The sequence below is a fragment of the Azospira sp. MPR-LB4 genome, assembly GCF_058809525.1.
The window spans coordinates 816140-833379 of sequence record NZ_CM179521.1; the positions used below are offsets into that span (position 1 = coordinate 816140).

16 protein-coding genes are annotated in these 17240 nt (G+C 64.0%); 8 read left to right on the forward strand and 8 right to left on the reverse strand.

All coding sequences use genetic code 11. The features are described from left to right. The first annotated feature begins 486 nt into the window (after positions 1-486). The 4 genes from AC3QLZ_RS03685 to AC3QLZ_RS03700 are packed head-to-tail and all read left to right on the forward strand — an operon-like array spanning position 487 to position 4451. Entirely contained in the window at positions 487-1095 is a 609-nt protein-coding gene (locus AC3QLZ_RS03685) for a 7-cyano-7-deazaguanine synthase (protein ID WP_492783633.1), read from the forward strand. Continuing rightward, on the forward strand, positions 1070-2335 hold the full coding sequence (locus AC3QLZ_RS03690; RefSeq protein WP_492783634.1) for a GIY-YIG domain-containing protein: 1266 nt from the start codon (positions 1070-1072) through the stop codon (positions 2333-2335). The genes AC3QLZ_RS03685 and AC3QLZ_RS03690 overlap by 26 nt, the downstream gene beginning before the upstream one ends. A gap of 8 nt (positions 2336-2343) precedes the next feature. After that, on the forward strand, positions 2344-3975 hold the full coding sequence (locus AC3QLZ_RS03695) for an SIR2 family protein (protein ID WP_492783359.1): 1632 nt from the start codon (positions 2344-2346) through the stop codon (positions 3973-3975). Between the two features lie 2 nt (positions 3976-3977). Further along, a complete protein-coding gene (locus AC3QLZ_RS03700; RefSeq protein WP_492783360.1) occupies positions 3978-4451 on the forward strand; it encodes a nucleoside 2-deoxyribosyltransferase in 474 nt (157 codons plus the stop codon). Positions 4452-4739: 288 nt separating this feature from the next. On the opposite strand, the gene AC3QLZ_RS03705 is transcribed toward AC3QLZ_RS03700, so the two are convergent. The 4 genes from AC3QLZ_RS03705 to AC3QLZ_RS03720 form a co-directional block, all read right to left on the reverse strand. Further along, positions 4740-5195 (reverse strand): four-helix bundle copper-binding protein, encoded by a 456-nt coding sequence (locus AC3QLZ_RS03705; protein ID WP_492783361.1) that lies wholly within the window; start codon positions 5193-5195, stop codon positions 4740-4742. Then, positions 5174-5326, reverse strand: coding sequence for a hypothetical protein (locus tag AC3QLZ_RS03710; RefSeq protein WP_492783362.1), 153 nt, complete (start codon positions 5324-5326; stop codon positions 5174-5176). Before AC3QLZ_RS03710 ends, AC3QLZ_RS03705 begins: the two co-directional genes overlap by 22 nt. A 70-nt stretch (positions 5327-5396) precedes the next feature. Further along, positions 5397-5873 carry a hypothetical protein gene (locus AC3QLZ_RS03715; protein WP_130458692.1) on the reverse strand — a complete coding sequence of 159 codons (477 nt, stop codon included), beginning with the start codon at positions 5871-5873 and terminating at the stop codon, positions 5397-5399. Between the two features lie 81 nt (positions 5874-5954). After that, positions 5955-7607 carry an ABC transporter permease gene (locus tag AC3QLZ_RS03720; RefSeq protein WP_492783363.1) on the reverse strand — a complete coding sequence of 551 codons (1653 nt, stop codon included), beginning with the start codon at positions 7605-7607 and terminating at the stop codon, positions 5955-5957. 88 nt (positions 7608-7695) lie between these two features. On the opposite strand from AC3QLZ_RS03720, the gene AC3QLZ_RS03725 reads away from it, so the two are divergent. From AC3QLZ_RS03725 to dbpA, 4 genes are all read left to right on the forward strand, one after another. After that, positions 7696-8766 (forward strand): ABC transporter ATP-binding protein, encoded by a 1071-nt coding sequence (locus tag AC3QLZ_RS03725; RefSeq protein ID WP_492783364.1) that lies wholly within the window; start codon positions 7696-7698, stop codon positions 8764-8766. 123 nt (positions 8767-8889) lie between these two features. Beyond that, positions 8890-10578, forward strand: coding sequence for a sensor domain-containing diguanylate cyclase (locus AC3QLZ_RS03730; protein WP_492783365.1), 1689 nt, complete (start codon positions 8890-8892; stop codon positions 10576-10578). A gap of 300 nt (positions 10579-10878) precedes the next feature. Then, entirely contained in the window at positions 10879-11367 is a 489-nt protein-coding gene (locus tag AC3QLZ_RS03735) for a hypothetical protein (RefSeq protein ID WP_492783366.1), read from the forward strand. A gap of 8 nt (positions 11368-11375) precedes the next feature. Further along, entirely contained in the window at positions 11376-12797 is a 1422-nt protein-coding gene (dbpA, locus tag AC3QLZ_RS03740; RefSeq protein WP_492783367.1) for an ATP-dependent RNA helicase DbpA, read from the forward strand. A gap of 9 nt (positions 12798-12806) precedes the next feature. Here the strand turns inward: dbpA and AC3QLZ_RS03745 are convergent, their stop codons facing one another. The 4 genes from AC3QLZ_RS03745 to AC3QLZ_RS03760 form a co-directional block, all read right to left on the reverse strand. Continuing rightward, positions 12807-13349, reverse strand: coding sequence for a YgjP-like metallopeptidase domain-containing protein (locus AC3QLZ_RS03745; protein ID WP_287875778.1), 543 nt, complete (start codon positions 13347-13349; stop codon positions 12807-12809). Positions 13350-13367: 18 nt separating this feature from the next. Beyond that, positions 13368-14690 (reverse strand): OprD family outer membrane porin, encoded by a 1323-nt coding sequence (locus AC3QLZ_RS03750; protein WP_287875780.1) that lies wholly within the window; start codon positions 14688-14690, stop codon positions 13368-13370. 8 nt (positions 14691-14698) lie between these two features. Continuing rightward, positions 14699-16093 carry a diguanylate cyclase gene (locus AC3QLZ_RS03755; RefSeq protein WP_287875782.1) on the reverse strand — a complete coding sequence of 465 codons (1395 nt, stop codon included), beginning with the start codon at positions 16091-16093 and terminating at the stop codon, positions 14699-14701. A 255-nt stretch (positions 16094-16348) separates the two neighbouring features. Continuing rightward, complete coding sequence (locus AC3QLZ_RS03760; protein WP_287875784.1) at positions 16349-17218, reverse strand: acyl-CoA thioesterase; 870 nt, start codon at positions 17216-17218, stop codon at positions 16349-16351. Positions 17219-17240: the final 22 nt, after the last annotated feature.

Below are 17240 nucleotides of genomic sequence, written 5' to 3' on the forward strand. Positions count from 1 at the left end.
AAAAAACGCCGGCCTTGGGGCCGGCGTTTTTGTTTGGGAGATGGAAATTTTGATGGTCCGATATTGACCCGGAGCAGGCATGCAATAGGACGCTGCAGTAGGTTTTCTTGTCGGCCTTTGCAGTCGTTCAGTCATCCTGCTTGACTGACTGCAGTAGTGCACACAGCTGACTGCGCAGTCGCTACAAAGTCCAGGGCGATCCAGTGTAGTTTTGACCGATGGAAAGCGCGCGATTGACAACCGAACAATTATCAACAGCGAAGTAAGCCACAGTTTTCTATGAACACCCCGGCACAAATGCCACTCGCACCCCAGCCTTCTTTGTGGTCCATAGCTTGAAATTTTGCAGGTAAAATGTCGTTTGGATTGCGAGGTTTGGCCAGCTTACGAATTCCGAATCCAGCTATCATTCATGTAGGTAGAGCAGTCGTAAGGATTCATATAAGGTGAGGAGTCCATGTGAGCAACGAAAAACGGAAGATCGTAGTGCTTCACAGCGGAGGGTTGGACTCAACAGTCTGCGTTCTGCTTGCTCAGTCGCGTGGACATGAAGTTCTGAGTCTAGGCGTGAGTTATAACCAACACCATCATGTTGAACTCGACTATGCGGCGGCACAGTGCGCTCGCTTCGGAGTTGAACGCAGAATCGTATCGGTTTCTTGGAGTAAGCCCCCTCGCGAGATTCCAAAGAATCGCTCTGTGGCTGAGATCAAAAAGGGAGTCTCAAGCGCTTTCTTGCCGGGGCGAAATGGCCTCTTTCTAATGCTAGCCTCTGCCGAAGCAGCGGGAGTCGGCGCGGACGAGGTATGGACAGGAATTAATTCTGTGGACTTTTCCGGCTACCCTGACTGCCGTCCTGAATTCATCACTGCCTTCCGCAGCATGCTAGCGTTTGCAATTCCGAAGGGGCCGAAGCTTTTGGCTCCTCTGCAAAAAAGGTCTAAACCGCAAATTGCCAGACTGGGTCGAAAACTTGGGTTGCAGCGGCATGACACCTGGAGTTGCTATCGGCCTAAGATCACTGAGGCCGGTTTTGTGCCATGCGAGGCATGTGATGCATGCAAATTACATGAGTTCGCATGGCAGGGGCTATAGAGTGAAGCCGCTTGGAGTCGAACCTTCTACGAACGTTGTCTGTCTAGTCGCATGTACGAGCCGCAAAGGTGACCATCCGGCAAAGGCCGAGTTCATATACAAATCGCCACTATTCTCCGCTGCACGCAATTACGCGGAAAATCGCGCCAATCAATGGTTCATCCTATCAGCGAAACACGGACTACTCTCGCCTGACGACGTGATTGAGCCGTACAACGAATCGCTTCGGGATAGAAATGATTCAGAACGACGGGAGTGGGCCGAGCGGGTTCATCAGTCCTTGCTAGCCCGCATACCTGCTTGTGGCCAAGTTATTTTCCTAGCTGGTTCGGCATATCGCTCGCACCTTTCGCCCATGCTAGAAGCTGAAGGGCTTCAAACCGCAGCCCCTATGTCGGCGCTTGGCATTGGCAGCCAAGTTGCGTGGCTTCAGAAGGTGGCCAATGAGGCAAACAAACTCGGTTACATGGATCGCTTCTATGCGCTCTTGAAACGGGTCGTCGCGCTTAACCTCGGTACGACACGCGAGCTTTCCGGACAGACGGCGAAGACTGTTCACCACAAGCGTGGCATCTATTTTTTCTTTGAAGATGGTGAAATGCGTATGACCTCACCATTTGAGCCGCGTGTTGTAAGGATTGGCACACACGCGGTAAGCAATGGATCCAAAGCTACTCTCTGGAACCGCCTACGCACCCATCGCGGTGGTAGCGATGGTCTTGGCAACCATAGAGGCTCAATCTTTCGTCTTCATGTTGGCGACGCCTTGATACGACGAAACAAACTTCACTTGGCGTTTCCCACTTGGGGGAAAGGACAATCCGCGTCAGCGGATATTCGATTGTCTGAACAGAAGATGGAGCTGGCAGTCTCGGAGCATATCGGTCAAATGCCTGTCACGTGGCTTGAAGTCCCCGATGAGGCATCCGCAGACAGTGATCGCGCATATCTGGAGCGCAACTTCATATCGCTACTAGCAGGACGAACAGGCCCACTGGATTTGCCAACTGGCAACTGGCTTGGCCGATGGAGTACGCGAGAAGCCATTCCCTACTCCGGACTGTGGAATGTAAATCACGTCTATGAAGACTTCGATCCAATGTCTTTAGATGTCTTTGAAGAATATGTAAACGTCGCAGAGGGGCGAAGCAATAAACCCGAAAAATCACTGGCTCCAACTGGATGGCGCTCACGAATAAAGGATCGCGAAAGCGCTAGTGGACAGATCAATTTGATATAGGAGTGGCTGTGGCTGAAGATAATGATTTTTGCGACTTGCTGAAGCGATACCCTCGAGCGATCGTCCACCTGCGATCGCAAGTCCGCAAACAGAGATTTGGCACAGTCCTAGGCGCAGGAATTAGCATTGATTTTGGTGCACCATCCTGGTCAAAGCTAATAAACGATATCGCATCAGATCCCGCCATAGATGCAAAGACCCTGACGGATGGCGAGGCATTTAAGGGTATGTCCCCATCCTATCAAACCGAAGTCCTATTTCAGAAGTTTCAAGCAGAATATGGGAAGACGCTGACGAGTTTAACCCCAACAGAGCAACAAAATAGCATAACAGCGCAGTGGCTCACTATATGTCAAAGGTATCTTTATCAGCCATTGCCGATCGATATGGCCAGTCAGCTTCCGAAACACCCATATATGGAAGCTCTGATTCCTCTTGTGCAAAAGAGCGCTCTCACAGTTAACTTCAATTTTGACGACTACTTAGAGCGCGCGCTGGCAGAAAAGAAGCGTCCCCAGGACAATGGCAACCGAGGCTTTGAGGCCGTGACCGATCCTTGGCCGCAATTCCGCCGCACTGACTGCGTCATTTATCACCCACACGGCTATGTGCCTGCAGGGCTCATGGAAAAGACAGTCGACAGATTTGTTTTTTCTGAAGCCTCTTACTCCAAGCAGTATGTCGGTGCTCGGGGTCATGACACATCATTTCTTTTGGCGCACTTCGCTAGAAACACCTGCTTAATCATAGGATGCTCATTAGAGGCTGAGCTTCGAAATATATTAATGCGCGGGGCGGAAATTAATCCAGGGAATTTTCATTATTTCATTCATTGGATCCCCAACCACAGTCACCTTACAGAACAAGAACGCGATCTAATATCTGAAGCGAATTTCAAGGTTTATAACTTAAATACGCTTTTTCTGACATCGTCAGAAATTAAAATATTGCTGGAGCTTGTAAATAATGACACCGTGCCGGAGCCGAAGTTAAAGGATTTGGCAGCACAGGCAAAAGTGCCATTGAAGTATATATTCTACATGACAGGATCATTAGGAGTCGGGAAGAGTACAACCACCAACCAACTGCGCAATTTGAGTGTCTTGGATGAGTGGCTTGAGCCTCGCCTGGATATTTTAGGCAAGCCGTGGGACACCCTTACTCCCGATGAAAAAACGACGGCAGACAACTGGATTGCTGACCAGTTCGCCAAGAAGAATGACTCGCTCCGTCGCGAAGAAAATGCCGCCGTCAGCGTAGTGGATCGTCCTCCACTTGATCCCTTAGTGTTTACACCAGAAAGCGAACGTGCCAAAAAAGCAAAATTCCTTGCGGGGAAAATCTGCCCGGGCGACGCTTATGGCATTGAGGACGGCGTGGTTATATTACTATTGGGAAACCCTAAAGAGTTATCAGCCCGAGTGCGGGCAACTGGCCGGCAGGACTACACCGCTGACAAGCTGAGTAAAATGCAAGATGACATGAAAACCCTATATGAAAATATGTCAGGTACTGTAACCATCGACACCCAATTCATGGGGATCGCCGAACTCACGAAACGAATCGCACAAATTATTCACCGAGACGCATATACCCCCACAAAACTAACGGAGCAGCTAAAAAAATTTTTGGGAAATTAGAAATGCAAAGGCTCTATCACGATCGTCCTCTCGTCTACATAGCCGGCCCGTTGTTTTCGGAGGCAGAGTTAGCCTTCAATGTTGCACTAGCGAATCGAATTGAAGTCAGCTTAGATGTTTATCTGCCCCAACGTGATGGCGGAAAGGTCGTAGACTTGGTTGCGTGCGGCGTCAATGAGCACGCCGCTTATAAGTCCATCTTTGAACGAGACATTTGCGCGCTCGAGGCTGCTGCAGCAGTGATCATTGTCATGGATGGCAGGACGATTGACGAAGGTGCTGCTTTTGAGCTTGGTTATGCCTACGCTCACGCAAAACATTGCGTCGGGCTTCAAACAGATCCTCGCCGGCTACTTCCGATGGGAAACAATCCAATGATTGTGGTGCCACTTAGGGACATCTTTTTGAGTATCGAGGAAGCTGGCAAGTGGGCGGATTCGTTTATCTACACCCAGCTGGGGACTACTCAGCCGTAGTAAGAAAAGCGATAGCAGGCAAAGGCAGATAGCTCTTCCGCCGAGAGGCTTTTACAAGAACCTTCGAAGTCAGCTTTATCTCCTATTCCGGCCGCTTTGGCTGGGAAGAGTGAACGTCCGGAAAGGCCAATAATCAGACCTCTGAAAGCACTCTAGTTAACGGTTGCTATTTTCTGGTAACAGCCCTCCATTCGGCCTGACAAATAACCCAAAACCGCCCATACCCTACCAATAAAAAACCCCGGACCGCCGCAAGGCAGTCCGGGGTTTTTTACGATCACAGACGGCTCAGGCCGCCACTGCCTTGCATTCCTTGAGGCAGGCGGCGCAGGAGTCGGCGCAGGCTTTGCACTCGGCGTGTTTCTTTTCGTGCTTGCGGCATTCCTTTTCGCAGGCGGCGCAGACGTCGGCGGCGACCTTGGCCATGGCCGGGGTGAACTTGGAGCCTTGCAGGGCCAGCTTCATCAGGGCGTTGCAGGTGGCCAGCAGTTCGCTGACGGATTGGGCGCAGGCGACCATTTCCTTGTCGCCCTGGCCCAGCAGCACCAGACAGTGGGCGAGGCAGGCTTCGCCGGTCTTCTGGCAGTCGCTGCTGCTGTCGATCAGGGCGGCGTAGCTTTTGCCGCCCATGGCGCCGTGGTCGTGGTGGTGATGCTGGTGGTCCTGGGCGGCGGCGGCCGCGGAGGTGGCCATGGCGGCGGCTACGGCGCCGGCGACGGTTTTCAGTACTTCACGTCGTTGCATTGATCGCTCCTTTGCGTGGGGTCGGTGAGGCGGTTCGGCGGGTTTTCCCCGCTGTTTGAACGGGCGCGCTTGCGCCCAAAAATCGGTGAGGCGGCCAGCATAACCTGGATGGTCTGCAAGCCAATAGCCATGGGCATCTCCGGCATGCCTGCCCGGACAGGTCCGTCCTGACTCGGGCCTGGGCCATCGCCCTGGCCGGACCTAGCGGGGGTTCTGGGGCGCGGCGGGCATGGCCATGCCCTTGAAACGGGCCGGGTCCACGTACTTGCCCAGGTTGCCGACACCGGCCATCACGTCGGGGTTGGAGAAGAGTTCCCGGGCGGCCACCTGGCCCAGCACCTGGAAGCTCTGCTGCACGGTCTGGGGGCCTTCCAGGGTCAGGGCCTGCTGGGTTTCGCTGCGGCAGGTCTCGGTCATGAGGCGGACGATGAGGTTGGCGGTGTTGCGGTCCAGCCCTTCCCGCTGGGCCGGTTCCACCCGGGCCATGGATTTGACGTCGGGGTGCAGGGCCATGGCGCTGAACATCCATTTGACCAGGGAGGCGCGGTCGGCCGGCGTGGTGGAGCGGACCAGGCACTTGGCCATGTCGTCGCTGTAGATGCCGGCCTGGGCCGGGGCGGTGGAGGCGGCCAGCGCGGCGAGGCCGGCGGCGAAGGCAAGCAGTTTGGCGGGGGCCATGACGTCATCCTGAGTGAATACGGCAGCGTCGATGGTAGCACCCGCCGCCCGGGGGCGTCGCGCAGCGGCGAAGACGGCGACTCAGCGCCGGGAGCGGGCGATCTGGCGGGAGATGGCGATGAGGGGCAGGATGCCGACGGCGACGATGGCCAGGGCGGCGGTGGAGGCTTCAGCCAGACGTTCGTCGGCGGCCAGGGTGTAGGTCTGGGTGGCCAGGGTGTCGAAGTTGAAGGGGCGCATCACCAGGGTTGCCGGCAATTCCTTCATCACATCCACGAACACCAGCAGGCCGGCGGTGAGCAGGCTGCCCTTGAGCAGGGGCGCATGCACCCGGGCCAGGGTCTGGCTCTGGGAGAGGCCCAGGCTGCGGGCGGCGTCGTCCATGGAAGGGGTGATCTTGCCCAGGCTGGCATCCACCGTCTGCAGGGCCACGGCGAGGAAGCGCACCAGGTAGGCATAGACCAGGGCGGCGATGCCGCCGGTGAGCAGCAGCCCCGGATTGGCGCCGAACCAGACCTGCCACTGGGCGGCCAGCCAGTTGTCGAGCCGGGTCACGGGAATGAGCACGCCGACGGCGATGACCGAGCCGGGCACGGCATAGCCCAGGCCCACCAGCCGGTTCAGGCCCCGGGCCAGCAGGCTGGGCCAGCCGGGCTGGCTGCGGCGGGCCAGGCGCACGCTGTAGGCCAGCACCAGGGCCAGCAGCACGGCCACGGCGGCGGTGACGCCGGCCACGGTGAAGCTGTTGCGGGCGAGGATGAGGAAGCGTTGGCCGAACTGGGCATCGCCCTCGGCCAGGGCCATTTTCAGCAGCAGGGCGGCGGGCAGGAGAAAGCCGGCGGTGAGGGGCAGCAGGCAGGCCAGGGTGGCCAGGGCGCCTTTCCAGCCGGTGAGGGTGTGGCCCGCCAGGGGCCGGCTGCGGCCGGTGGTGTTGTGGAAGCGGGCCCGGCCCCGGGAGAGTTTTTCCAGCAGCACCAGCAGGATGACGCAGCCGAGCAGGCTGGCGGCCAGCTGGGCCGCGGCGATGCGGTCGCCCAAAGAGAACCAAGCCCGGTAGATGCCGGTGGTGAAGGTCTGCACGGCGAAGTAGGCGACGGTGCCGTAGTCGGCCAGGGTTTCCATCAGGGCCAGGGAAACGCCAACCACGATGGCCGGCCGGGCCAGGGGCAGGGAGACGCGGAAGAAGCTGGCCCAGGGCCCCACGCCGAGCATCCGCGCCGCTTCCAGCATGCCCGAGGCCCGCTCCAGGAAAGCCGCCCGGGCCAGCAGATAGACGTAGGCGTAGAGGGTGCACACGAACATGGCGACGGCGCCGCCCAGGCTGCGCACCTCGGGGAACCAGTAGTCGGCCTTGCTCCAGCCGAAGGTCTCCCGCAGCCAGGTCTGCACCGGGCCAACGAACTGCAGCAGGTCCGTATAGACGTAGGCCAGCACATAGGCCGGCACCGCCAGGGGCAGCACCAGGGCCCACTCGAACACGGCCTGGCCGGGAAAGCGGTGCATGGCCGTCAGCCAGGCCGTGCCCACCCCCACCAGGGCCGTGCCCAGGCCAACCCCCAGGCACAGCCAGAGGGTGTTGCCCACGTATTCGGGCAGCACCGTAGCCGCCAGGTGCTGCCAGGTTTCCCCGGTGCCGCCGGCGAAGAGGTGGGTCAGCACGCTGGCCACGGGCAGGCCCACCAGGGCGGCGATGGCAACGGCGACGGGCAGCAGGGGGGAGCGCATAGGGATCATGGTGGAAGGGTGGCCGGAAGCGGCAAAAGCGGCAGCAAAGGCGCCGCGGCACATTATAATTGCCAATCCTTCTCAACTGACTCCAAAGATGGCCCATCTGGAACTGGCGGACGTGATGCAGCGCTACGGCGCCCACACGGTGGTGGACGGCATCGGTTTCCACATCGAGGCCGGCGTCATCGCCTGCCTGCTGGGCCCCTCGGGCTGCGGCAAGACCACCCTGCTGCGCTGTATCGCCGGTTTCGAGGACATCGCCGCCGGCAGCATCGCCCTCGACGGCGAACTGGTGAGCCGCCCCGGCTTCAAGCTGGCGCCGGAACAGCGGCGCATCGGCATGGTGTTCCAGGACTACGCCCTCTTCCCCCACCTCACGGTGGCCGACAACATCGCCTTCGGCTTGAAGACCAAGGGCGGCGAACGGCAGCAGCGGGTGGCAGCCATGCTCGACCTGGTGGGCCTCTCCGGCCAGGGCGAGAAGTATCCCCACGAGCTTTCCGGCGGCCAGCAGCAGCGCGTGGCCCTGGCCCGGGCCCTGGCCCCGGCGCCCCGCCTGGTGCTGCTGGACGAGCCCTTCTCCAACCTGGACGTGGACCTGCGGGAACGCCTCTCCCTGGAAGTGCGGGAGATCCTGAAGAAGGCCGGCACCACCGCCATCCTGGTCACCCACGACCAGCACGAAGCCTTCGCCATGGCCGACGAGATCGGCGTCATGCACGAGGGCCGCATCCAGCAATGGGATACGCCCTACAACCTCTACCACCAGCCGGCCAACCGCTTCGTCGCCGACTTCGTCGGCCAGGGCGTGTTCGTCCCCGGCACGGTGCTGGCCGGCAACCGGGTGCAGATGGAACTGGGCATCCTGGAATCCGGCGTGCCCGTCGAATGCAGCGCCGGCTGCGGCGTCTGCGGCAAGGGCTGCGGCGTGGACATCCTGCTGCGCCCCGACGACGTGGTGCACGACGACAAGAGCCCCCTGCAGGCCGCGGTGGAACACAAGGCCTTCCGCGGCGCCGACATCCTGTACACCCTGCGCCTGGAAAGCGGAGCCCGGGTGCTGTCCCTGGTGCCCTCCCACCACAACCACGCCCTCGGCGAGAAAATCGGCATCCGCCTCGACGTGGACCACGTGGTAGCCTTCACGCAGAGCCCAGCAGGCTGAGGCCGTGCCCGGGGCTGGCAGCCGCCACACCTCGCGGTTTTCCCGGTCTAGCCGGAGGGCTGGAAGCATGGTCAAATGGACGCACCCGAGCAGTCCCGCTTGCTCGTTGACGGACTGTAAATCATGAAATTCCTGCCAGATAGTTTCCGCAACCGTCTCGCCCTACTCTTCGTCGGCCTCGCCCTGCTGGTGGGCCTGCCCACCTACCTCTACCTGGATCACATCTACGCCGCCCAGCTGCTGCGGGATCGGGGCCAGTCCCTGCGGGACCTGGCCTCCGCCGTGGCCGGGGTGCTGGGCGAAAACCTGCGGGAGCGGCAGCGGGAAATCGAGCTGCTGGCCCAGAGCCCCCTCTACCGCCGCGCCCCCTTGGACAGCTCCGACTTTCGATCCAGCCTGGAGCGGGTCCAGGAAACCTATCCCCAGTATTCCTGGATCGGCCTGGCCGATGCCCAGGGCACCGTGCGTGCCGCTACCGGCGGCATGCTGGTAGGCCAGAGTGTGGTCAAGCGGCCCTGGTTCATCAACGGCAGGCAGGGCCCTTTCTTCGGCGACCTCCACGAAGCCCTGCTGCTGGCCAAGCTGCTGCCCCCTGCCGAAGGCCAGGGGCCGATCCGCTTCATCGATTTCGCCTCGCCCGTGTTCGACGAGGCCGGCCATCTGCGAGGGGTCCTGGCTGCCCACGCCCACTGGCGCTGGGCCGCCGAAGTGGTCCAGGTGATGACACCCCACGACGCGGCCACCAACGGCCTGGACGTCTTCATCGTCAACCAGGATAACGTGGTGATCTACCCCGACGGCCAGGAAAAAACCCTCCTGGCCCCGGACAAGGCCGCCTTCAATCCCCAGTCCTACACCACCGATGGCTGGGGCGACGGTATTTCCTACCTCACTGCCACGGCCCCGGTTCGGGAATTCATTGCCGGCCAGAGCCTGGGCTGGCGCATCGTCGTACGCCAGCCCATCACCCGCACCCTGGCCGATGTGCGGCACCTGCAGCGGGTGGTGCTGCTGTCCCTGGCAGCTGCCACCATCCTCTTCCTGGCCCTGGTGTGGTGGAGCGCTACCCGCTTTAGCCGTCCCCTGGAACGCCTGGCCGCGCTGGCCCACCGCATCGAGGCGGGGGAGGAAAAGACCCGCCTGGAAGTGGCCGACGCACCCCAGGAAATCCGCAGTCTGGCCGCGGCCCTGCAGGACATGGCCGACGCCCTGCTCAGCCATCAGGAAGCCCTGGCCCAGAGCAATGCCCAGCTGGAAGAGAAGGTGACCGAGCGCACCGCCGCCCTGGCCCAGGCCAATGCAGAACTGCACCAACTGGCCCGGCGGGACGTCCTCACCGGCCTGGCCAACCGCTTCGCCGCCAACGAGCGCCTGCAGGACGAATTCCTGCGCATGAGGCGCCATGGCGGCAGCTACGGCCTGCTGATGCTGGACATCGACTTCTTCAAGCGCATCAACGACACCCTGGGCCATGCCGGCGGCGACGAAGTGCTGCGCCATGTGGCGGCGACGCTGCGCACCCTGGTGCGGGAGAGCGATTTCATCGCCCGGGTGGGCGGCGAGGAATTCATGGTCATCCTGCCCGAAAGCAGCCTGGCCGACGCCGCCCGGGTGGGGGAGAATATCCGCGCCGGCATCGCCGCCAGCCAGCCCCCCATCGACCGCCAGGTCACGGTCAGCGTCGGCGTCGCCCTGGCCACGCCGGAGCAGGAAGACATGGACGAGGCGGTGCGCCAGGCCGACGCCCAGCTCTACCGGGCCAAGGAGGAAGGGCGCAACCGGGTCGCCGGCGGGCCGCAAAGCGCCGCCTGAAGCCCTGCCCATCGCGCCAGGGGCCAGGCTGGAAGCGGGCCCTGGCGCTAGCACCCTGCTCCGGGCCAGGGGTGGTCCGCAGCGGCGGGCATCAGGCCCAGCGCCCGCCCACGCTCCAGTGACAGGACATGGACCCGGCGGATGCCCGTCCGGCGCGGCCCGGCGGGCAGGTGGTGAGAGAAGCAGCGCCAATTCCGCCCCGCCGCCGACCAGCCGATTCGCCCTTTCCCCCGCCAGCCGTTAAACTCTCACCCCCGCCCGGGAACCCCATCGGTCAGCCCGGCACTGCAAAGGTCCGCCATGAAACAGATTCACGACATCGACACCCTCCTCCTCCTCGCCCTGGGCATCGCCGCCAAGCGCCGCCCGGCCGAACTGCTGGAGATCATGGCCGCCATTGATTTCCTGCAGGGCAACATCCCCAGCGAGGCCAAGCTGAGCGAAGCCTTCGCCCGCCTTTCCGGCATGGGCCTGGTCCTGGCCGAGGACGACGGTTTCCGCCTGAGCCCGGCGGCCGAGGAGATGGTCAGCAATCTGCCGAAGAAGGGCGAGGCCGAAGAGCGCCTGTTCCGCGTCAAGGACAATCTGTCCACCTTCAAGCCCGAAGGCGAACACGCCGCCGTGGCGGTGGCTACTGAGGACATCAAGGCCGCCATCCAGGCTCACCGGGAAGCCGGCAAGGGCGGCGCCAAGAACCTGCTGATGCCCAAGCCCAAGCCTGTGGAAGACAAGCCCCGCCCCGGCCAGCGCCAGCGCAAGCCGGCCCCCAAGGCCCGGCGCCGGAGCTGAAGCACCCCATGAGCGACGCCCCCACTTCCCCCGATGCCGGGCTGAACGCTGCGGCCGACCTGTCCTTCGCCAGCCTGCCCCTTTCCGCCGGCCTGCTGGCCACCCTGGAACAGCTGGAATACCGCAGCATGACGGCCATCCAGGCCGCCAGCCTGCCCCTGGCCCTGGCCGGCCACGACCTCATCGCCCAGGGCAAGACCGGCAGCGGCAAGACCGCCGCCTTCGGCCTCACCCTGCTCAGCCGCCTCGACCCGCGCCGTCTGGAAATCCAGGCCCTGGTGCTGTGCCCCACGCGGGAACTGTCGGAGCAGGTGACCCAGGAGCTGCGCCGCCTGGCCCGGGGCGAGGAAAACGTGCGCATCCTCACCCTCTGCGGCGGCAGCCCCATGAAGCCCCAGATCACCAGCCTGGAGAACGGCGCCCACATCGTGGTCGGCACCCCGGGCCGCCTCATGGACCACCTGGAACGGGGCAGCCTGAGCCTGGCCGCCCTCAACACCCTGGTGCTGGACGAGGCCGACCGCATGCTGGACATGGGCTTCCACGACGCCATCGCCTGGGTCGCCCGGCGCTGTCCGGCGGAACGCCAGACCCTGCTCTTCTCCGCCACCTATCCGCCCGGCATCGCCGAACTGGCCCAGCGCTTCCTGCGCCAGCCGAAGGAAGTGAAGCTGGTGGAACAGCACGAAGGCAGCAAGATCCGCCAGCGCTTCTACGAGGTGAAGCACGAGGAACGGCTGCAGGCGGTATGCACCCTGCTCAAGCACTACCGCCCGGCCAGCACCCTGGCCTTCTGCAACACCAAGCAGCAGTGCCGGGACCTGGTGCAAGTGCTCCACGGCCAGGGCTTTTCCGCCCTGACCCTGAACGGGGACCTGGAACAGCGGGAGCGGGACCAGGTGCTGATCCAGTTCGCCAACCGCAGCTGTTCCGTGCTGGTGGCCACCGACGTGGCCGCCCGGGGCCTGGACATCGCCCAGCTGGAAGCGGTGATCAACGTGGACGTGACGCCGGACCCGGAAATCTACATCCACCGCATCGGCCGCACCGGCCGCGGCGACGAGGACGGCTGGGCCCTGAGCCTGTGCAGCCCGCGGGACCGGCGCCGGGTGGAGACCATCGCCCAGATGATGGGCATGGAGCCGGAATGGCACACCCTGGGCAGCCTGCAGAGCGGCAACGAGGCGCCCCTGGTGCCGCCCATGGCCACCCTGCTGCTGCTCGGCGGGCGCAAGGACAAGCTGCGTCCCGGCGACGTCCTCGGCGCTCTCACTGGCGAAGCCGGCTTCGCCAAGGAACAGGTGGGCAAGATCACCGTCACCGAGCAGGTCACCTATGTGGCCGTGGCCCGCAACATCGCCCGGGAGGCGGTGCGCAAGCTGGCCAAGGTCAAGGGCAAGAGCGTCAAGACCCGCCTGCTGGAAAACTAGGCCGGGGCTTTATTCCGGCGAAGAGGGCGAGGCGGCGGCCCACAGGGGCGCACCGCCCTGTTCCAGGTAGCAAAGGTAGGTGCGCAGGTCGAATTCCAGCTGGTGGTAGTCCGCCTCCATGTGCCGGCACAGCTGGTAGAAGGCCTTGTCGTGCTGCCGCTCCTTGAGGTGGGCCAGTTCGTGGACCACGATCATGCGCAGAAAGACCTCCGGCATCTCCCGGAACAGGGCCGAGACCCGGATCTCCCGCTTAGCCTTCAACTTGCCGCCCTGGACCCGGGCCACCGTGGTGTGGGTGCCAAGGGCGTTGCGCAGGTCATGCAGCTTGCTGTCGAAGGCCACCTTGCTCGGCGTTTCCGCATTGCGCAGATGGCGCCCCTTCAACTCCAGCACGTAGTCGTACAGCGCCCGGTCGGTGCGCACCTCGTGGGCCCGGGGATAGCGTTCCAGCAGCCAGGGCGCCAGCCGGCCCTGGCCGATCAGGTGCTGCACCCGGGCCGTCAGCTCGGCCGGATAGCCGGCCAGATAATCCAAGGGTCGCTTGTTGGTCATGGTGAAAATTGAGGGCCGCTAGAAGTCGTAGCGCAGGCCCAGGGTGAGGAAGTGGTTGTCGTAGCGGGAATGGGCCGAGCTGCGCGCTTCTAGGTGCAGCCGGGCCGAGACCCGGGGCGTCAGCCGGGCCCGGTAGATGAGGCTGTTGGCGATGATGTCGGCACCGGGCAGGATGGCCTCGTCGATGTCCATGCGGGCGTGGCCCAGCAGCAGGCTGTGCTCCGGCAGGCCGTAGGGGCCCAGGTCCAGCAGCAGGGTGGCCTTGCGCAGGCGGCTGCGGGCGATGGCCGACATGGCGTCGTTCTCGGCGTAGAGATAGGGCATCAGCACGAATTCCGGATAGCCGCCCCAGTTGCCGTAGGCCGTCACGGTGCGCTGGTCGCCGCCGAAGCGGTTGGCCATCAGGGCCAGGCTGAGGCCGCTGGGAGCGTGGGCCAGGGTGCCCTTGAGGCCCGCCAGGCCGTAGCTGGCATTGAGGCCGTGGCGGGCCAGGTAGTCGCGGAAGGCACCCACCTCCGACACCCGGTAGGCCTGGCCGTCGATGAGGGCGGTAAAGCCCCGGCCCAGGGGCTGCTTGAAGCGGCCGTCGGCATAGACGGTCTGCAGGGTGTCGCGGCCGTAGTAGTGCCACAGCTGCAGCTTGTGCTCCGCCTCGTAGGCCACCCCCGTCATCCACACGCCCCGGTGGCCGACCACGGTGGAGGGGTCCAGGGTCTCGCCGTTGCGCGCATCCGGCCGGCCCCGGCCGTCCACCAGCAGGGAGGTGTAGGTCTGCTGGGACATGCTGCGGAAATCGGAAAAGCTCACCAGGCCGTCCAGGCCCGACATCTGGCCGACGTAGCCCAGGGTCAGGGTAGTGCCGGGCAGCTCCCGGCTGCTCAGCACGTAGGCGTCGAACAGGTTGGGGATGATGCGGTATTCGTAGCTGTTGATGAGGGGCGACTGGATTTCCTGGCGCCCCAGGGTCAGGCGGCTGCGGCCCCGGCTGTAGATGAGCTGGGCCTCGCCCCACAGGGAATAGGGGCGCTTGTCCAGGCCGAACATGTAGGCGTCGGTCTGGCGCGGATTGTCCCGGGCCAAGCCCAGGTCCTGGGTGGTGTACCAGGCGGCCCGCAGGCGCCAGCCCCGGTAGTCGCCGCTCTCCAGGCCCAGCTTGCCGCCGAAGCCGGCGGTGTTCTGGTTCGGCCGGCCGCCCTTCTTGTCGTCGAAGACGTGCATGGCCTTGCCGTAGCCGAAGAAGGTGGTGCCCGCCAGGGCCTCCGCCCCATCGTCCCCGGCCCGGCCCTGGACCGAGGCGCCCAGGAGGCAGGCCAGGACCAGCAGGCGAAGGCAGCGCCCCACGCCCGCGCCTATTGCCATTCCACCCGGTTGCGGCCCAGGTCCTTGGCCCGGTACAGGGCGGCATCGGCCCGGGCCACGATGTCCTTGGCCTGGTCGTCGGGGCGGTAGGTGGCGACCCCGAAGCTGGCGGTCTTCTGCCGCACCACCGGAAACTCGTTGAGCTCGAACACCCGGCGCAGGTCCTCGGCCAGCACCCGGGCCCCCGCCTCGTCCGTGTGGGGGCAGACCACCATGAATTCCTCGCCGCCCCAGCGGCCTGCCAGGTCCGTCTCCCGGGTGTGACGCTGCAGCAGCCGGGCCACTTCCAGCAGCACCTGGTCCCCCGCCTGGTGGCCGTGGCAGTCGTTCACCAGCTTGAAGTGGTCCAGGTCCAGCAGGATCAGGCTGAAGGGCTGGCCGAAACGCTGGGAGCGCTGGATTTCGCTTTCCAGTACCTCGTCCAGCTTCATGCGGTTGAACAGGCCGGTCAGCTTGTCGGTGACGGAAAGTCGCTCCAGCTCCCGGTTGAGGGCGCTCAGCTTGCGGTTGGAGTAGATGACCACGGCCAGGACGAAGGCGGCCACGGCCAGGCTCTTCCACAGCAGGCTGTAGTCGGTGTGCTGCTCCACCTTGATGGCCACGTGCCGGTTGGCGATGGCCTCCCGCTCCTGGGGCGTCACGGTGCGCACGCCCTTGTCCAGGATGTCCCGCAGCAGGGGTTCGTCCTTGACCACGCCGATGCGCAGCTGGTTGGTGTAGGCGGGAATCTGGCCGGCGATCTTGAGGTTGAACAGGCCTTCCTTGCGGATGGCGTAGGCGGCGACGATGAGGGAGCGCACCGTCAGGTCGGCCTTGCGCTCGGAAACCAGGGAGACGGCCTCCGGCTCGCTGCCGGTGAGGATCACCCGCAGGTTGGGGAAGTCCTTGCGGATGCGCTCCTCCACCATGGTGCCCCGGGGCAGGGCCACGCTCTCGCCGCTGAGGCCGAGGAGGTCGCCGACGAAGGCGTGCTCCTCCCGGGTGACGATGATGTTGGGGTCGGTGAACACGGGAGCGGTGAAATTCAGCCAGCGGTCCCGTTCCGGACTCTGGTTGAGGAAGCTCATGAGCTGGCAGCGCCCGGCCTTGGCGGCGGCCAGGCTTTCGTCCCAGGTCCGCACCGACAGCAGCTCGATGCGCAGGCCGACCCGCTGGGCCACCAGCTGCACCAGGTCGGCGCCGATACCCTCGTGCCGCCCCTGCTCGTTGATGCGCTCGAAGGGCTCCCAGTCCGGATCGACGCACATCTTCACCGACTGCACCCTGTCCAGGTAGGCCTGCTCGGCAGCCGTGAAGACGATGGACGCCGGCTCGGAGGCGACGCCGGGCAGCGGACTCAGGGTAAGGCAGGCGGCGCACAGGGCCAGGGCTGTCTTGAGGGACATGGGGACTAGGCAGGTTGGAGGGATCGTCACTGCCGATGCCCGGGCAGCCTGGGTTGCGGAAGGCGCCATGCCGATCACGGCACGGGCTCCGGCCCATCTTGTTCTGTCGGCAGTATAACGGCCCGCCACCGCTGAATTGGCTCGACTATGTCACACCGCGGTGGGGGGCCGCTGCCCGGCCGGGCAGCCTGCCGCCTGCCGTTCCGGGCCGGAAACCGGGCGCCCGCCCCGACCGGGGCGGGCGATGGCCGGCGCCTAGGCCAGACGCCGCCCCAGGGGCTGGGGCACGGGCACCGGGCGGCCGTCGTAGCCCACCGCCACCATGGTGAGGCGGCCCCGGGTGCACAGGCGGCGCTGGCCGGTGAGCAGGGCCTCGGCGTGCAGCAGCACTTCCACCGTCATGGAACTGTTGCCGATGGCCACCACCCGGGCCGCCAGGTCGGCGATCTCCCCCTCCAGCACCGGCGCGTGGAAGTCGATGCGCTCGGAAGCGGCCATCACCACCGGCATGCGGGCCTGGCGGCTGGCCGCCACCATGGCCGCCTTGCCCAGCCAGGCCAGGGCCTGGCCGCCGAAGAGGCTGCCGTGGTGGTTGGTGTGGCCGGGAAAGACCATCTCCACCATGGCCGTCACCGGGCCGATGCCGGGCAGCTGGGCGAAGCTCTCGTCGTCCTCCTGCAGCGGCGCCCCTGGACCGTCCACCGCCACCAGGGTGAAGTGGGCGGTGGCGCTGGTCTCCCGCAGCCCGGTGGCCAGGTCCTCCGCCGCCAGGGCCACCTCCACCTGCACCGAGCGCCGACCCCGCTGCACCACCCGGCCGGACAGTTCCACCAGGCGCCCCTGGGGAATGGGCTTACGGAAGTCGATGCGGCCGCTGCTGGCGGTGACCATGGGCCGGCGGGTCTCCCGGGTGGCCACCAGGAAAGCCAGCTTGTCCATCATGGCCATGGCGGAACCGCCGAAGAGGGTGCCGTGATGGTTCACCTGTTCGGGGAAGACCACGTCCACCATGAGGGTGGCCTGCTGCTGCCGCGGCGAAGTGGACGAAGTGGGGGCGGGATTGGCTTCTACGGGCTGGGCGGCCGTCCCCACGACGGCGCCGATTTCCATTGCTTCCATGCGCATGCGCAACTCCTTGGATAAAGCG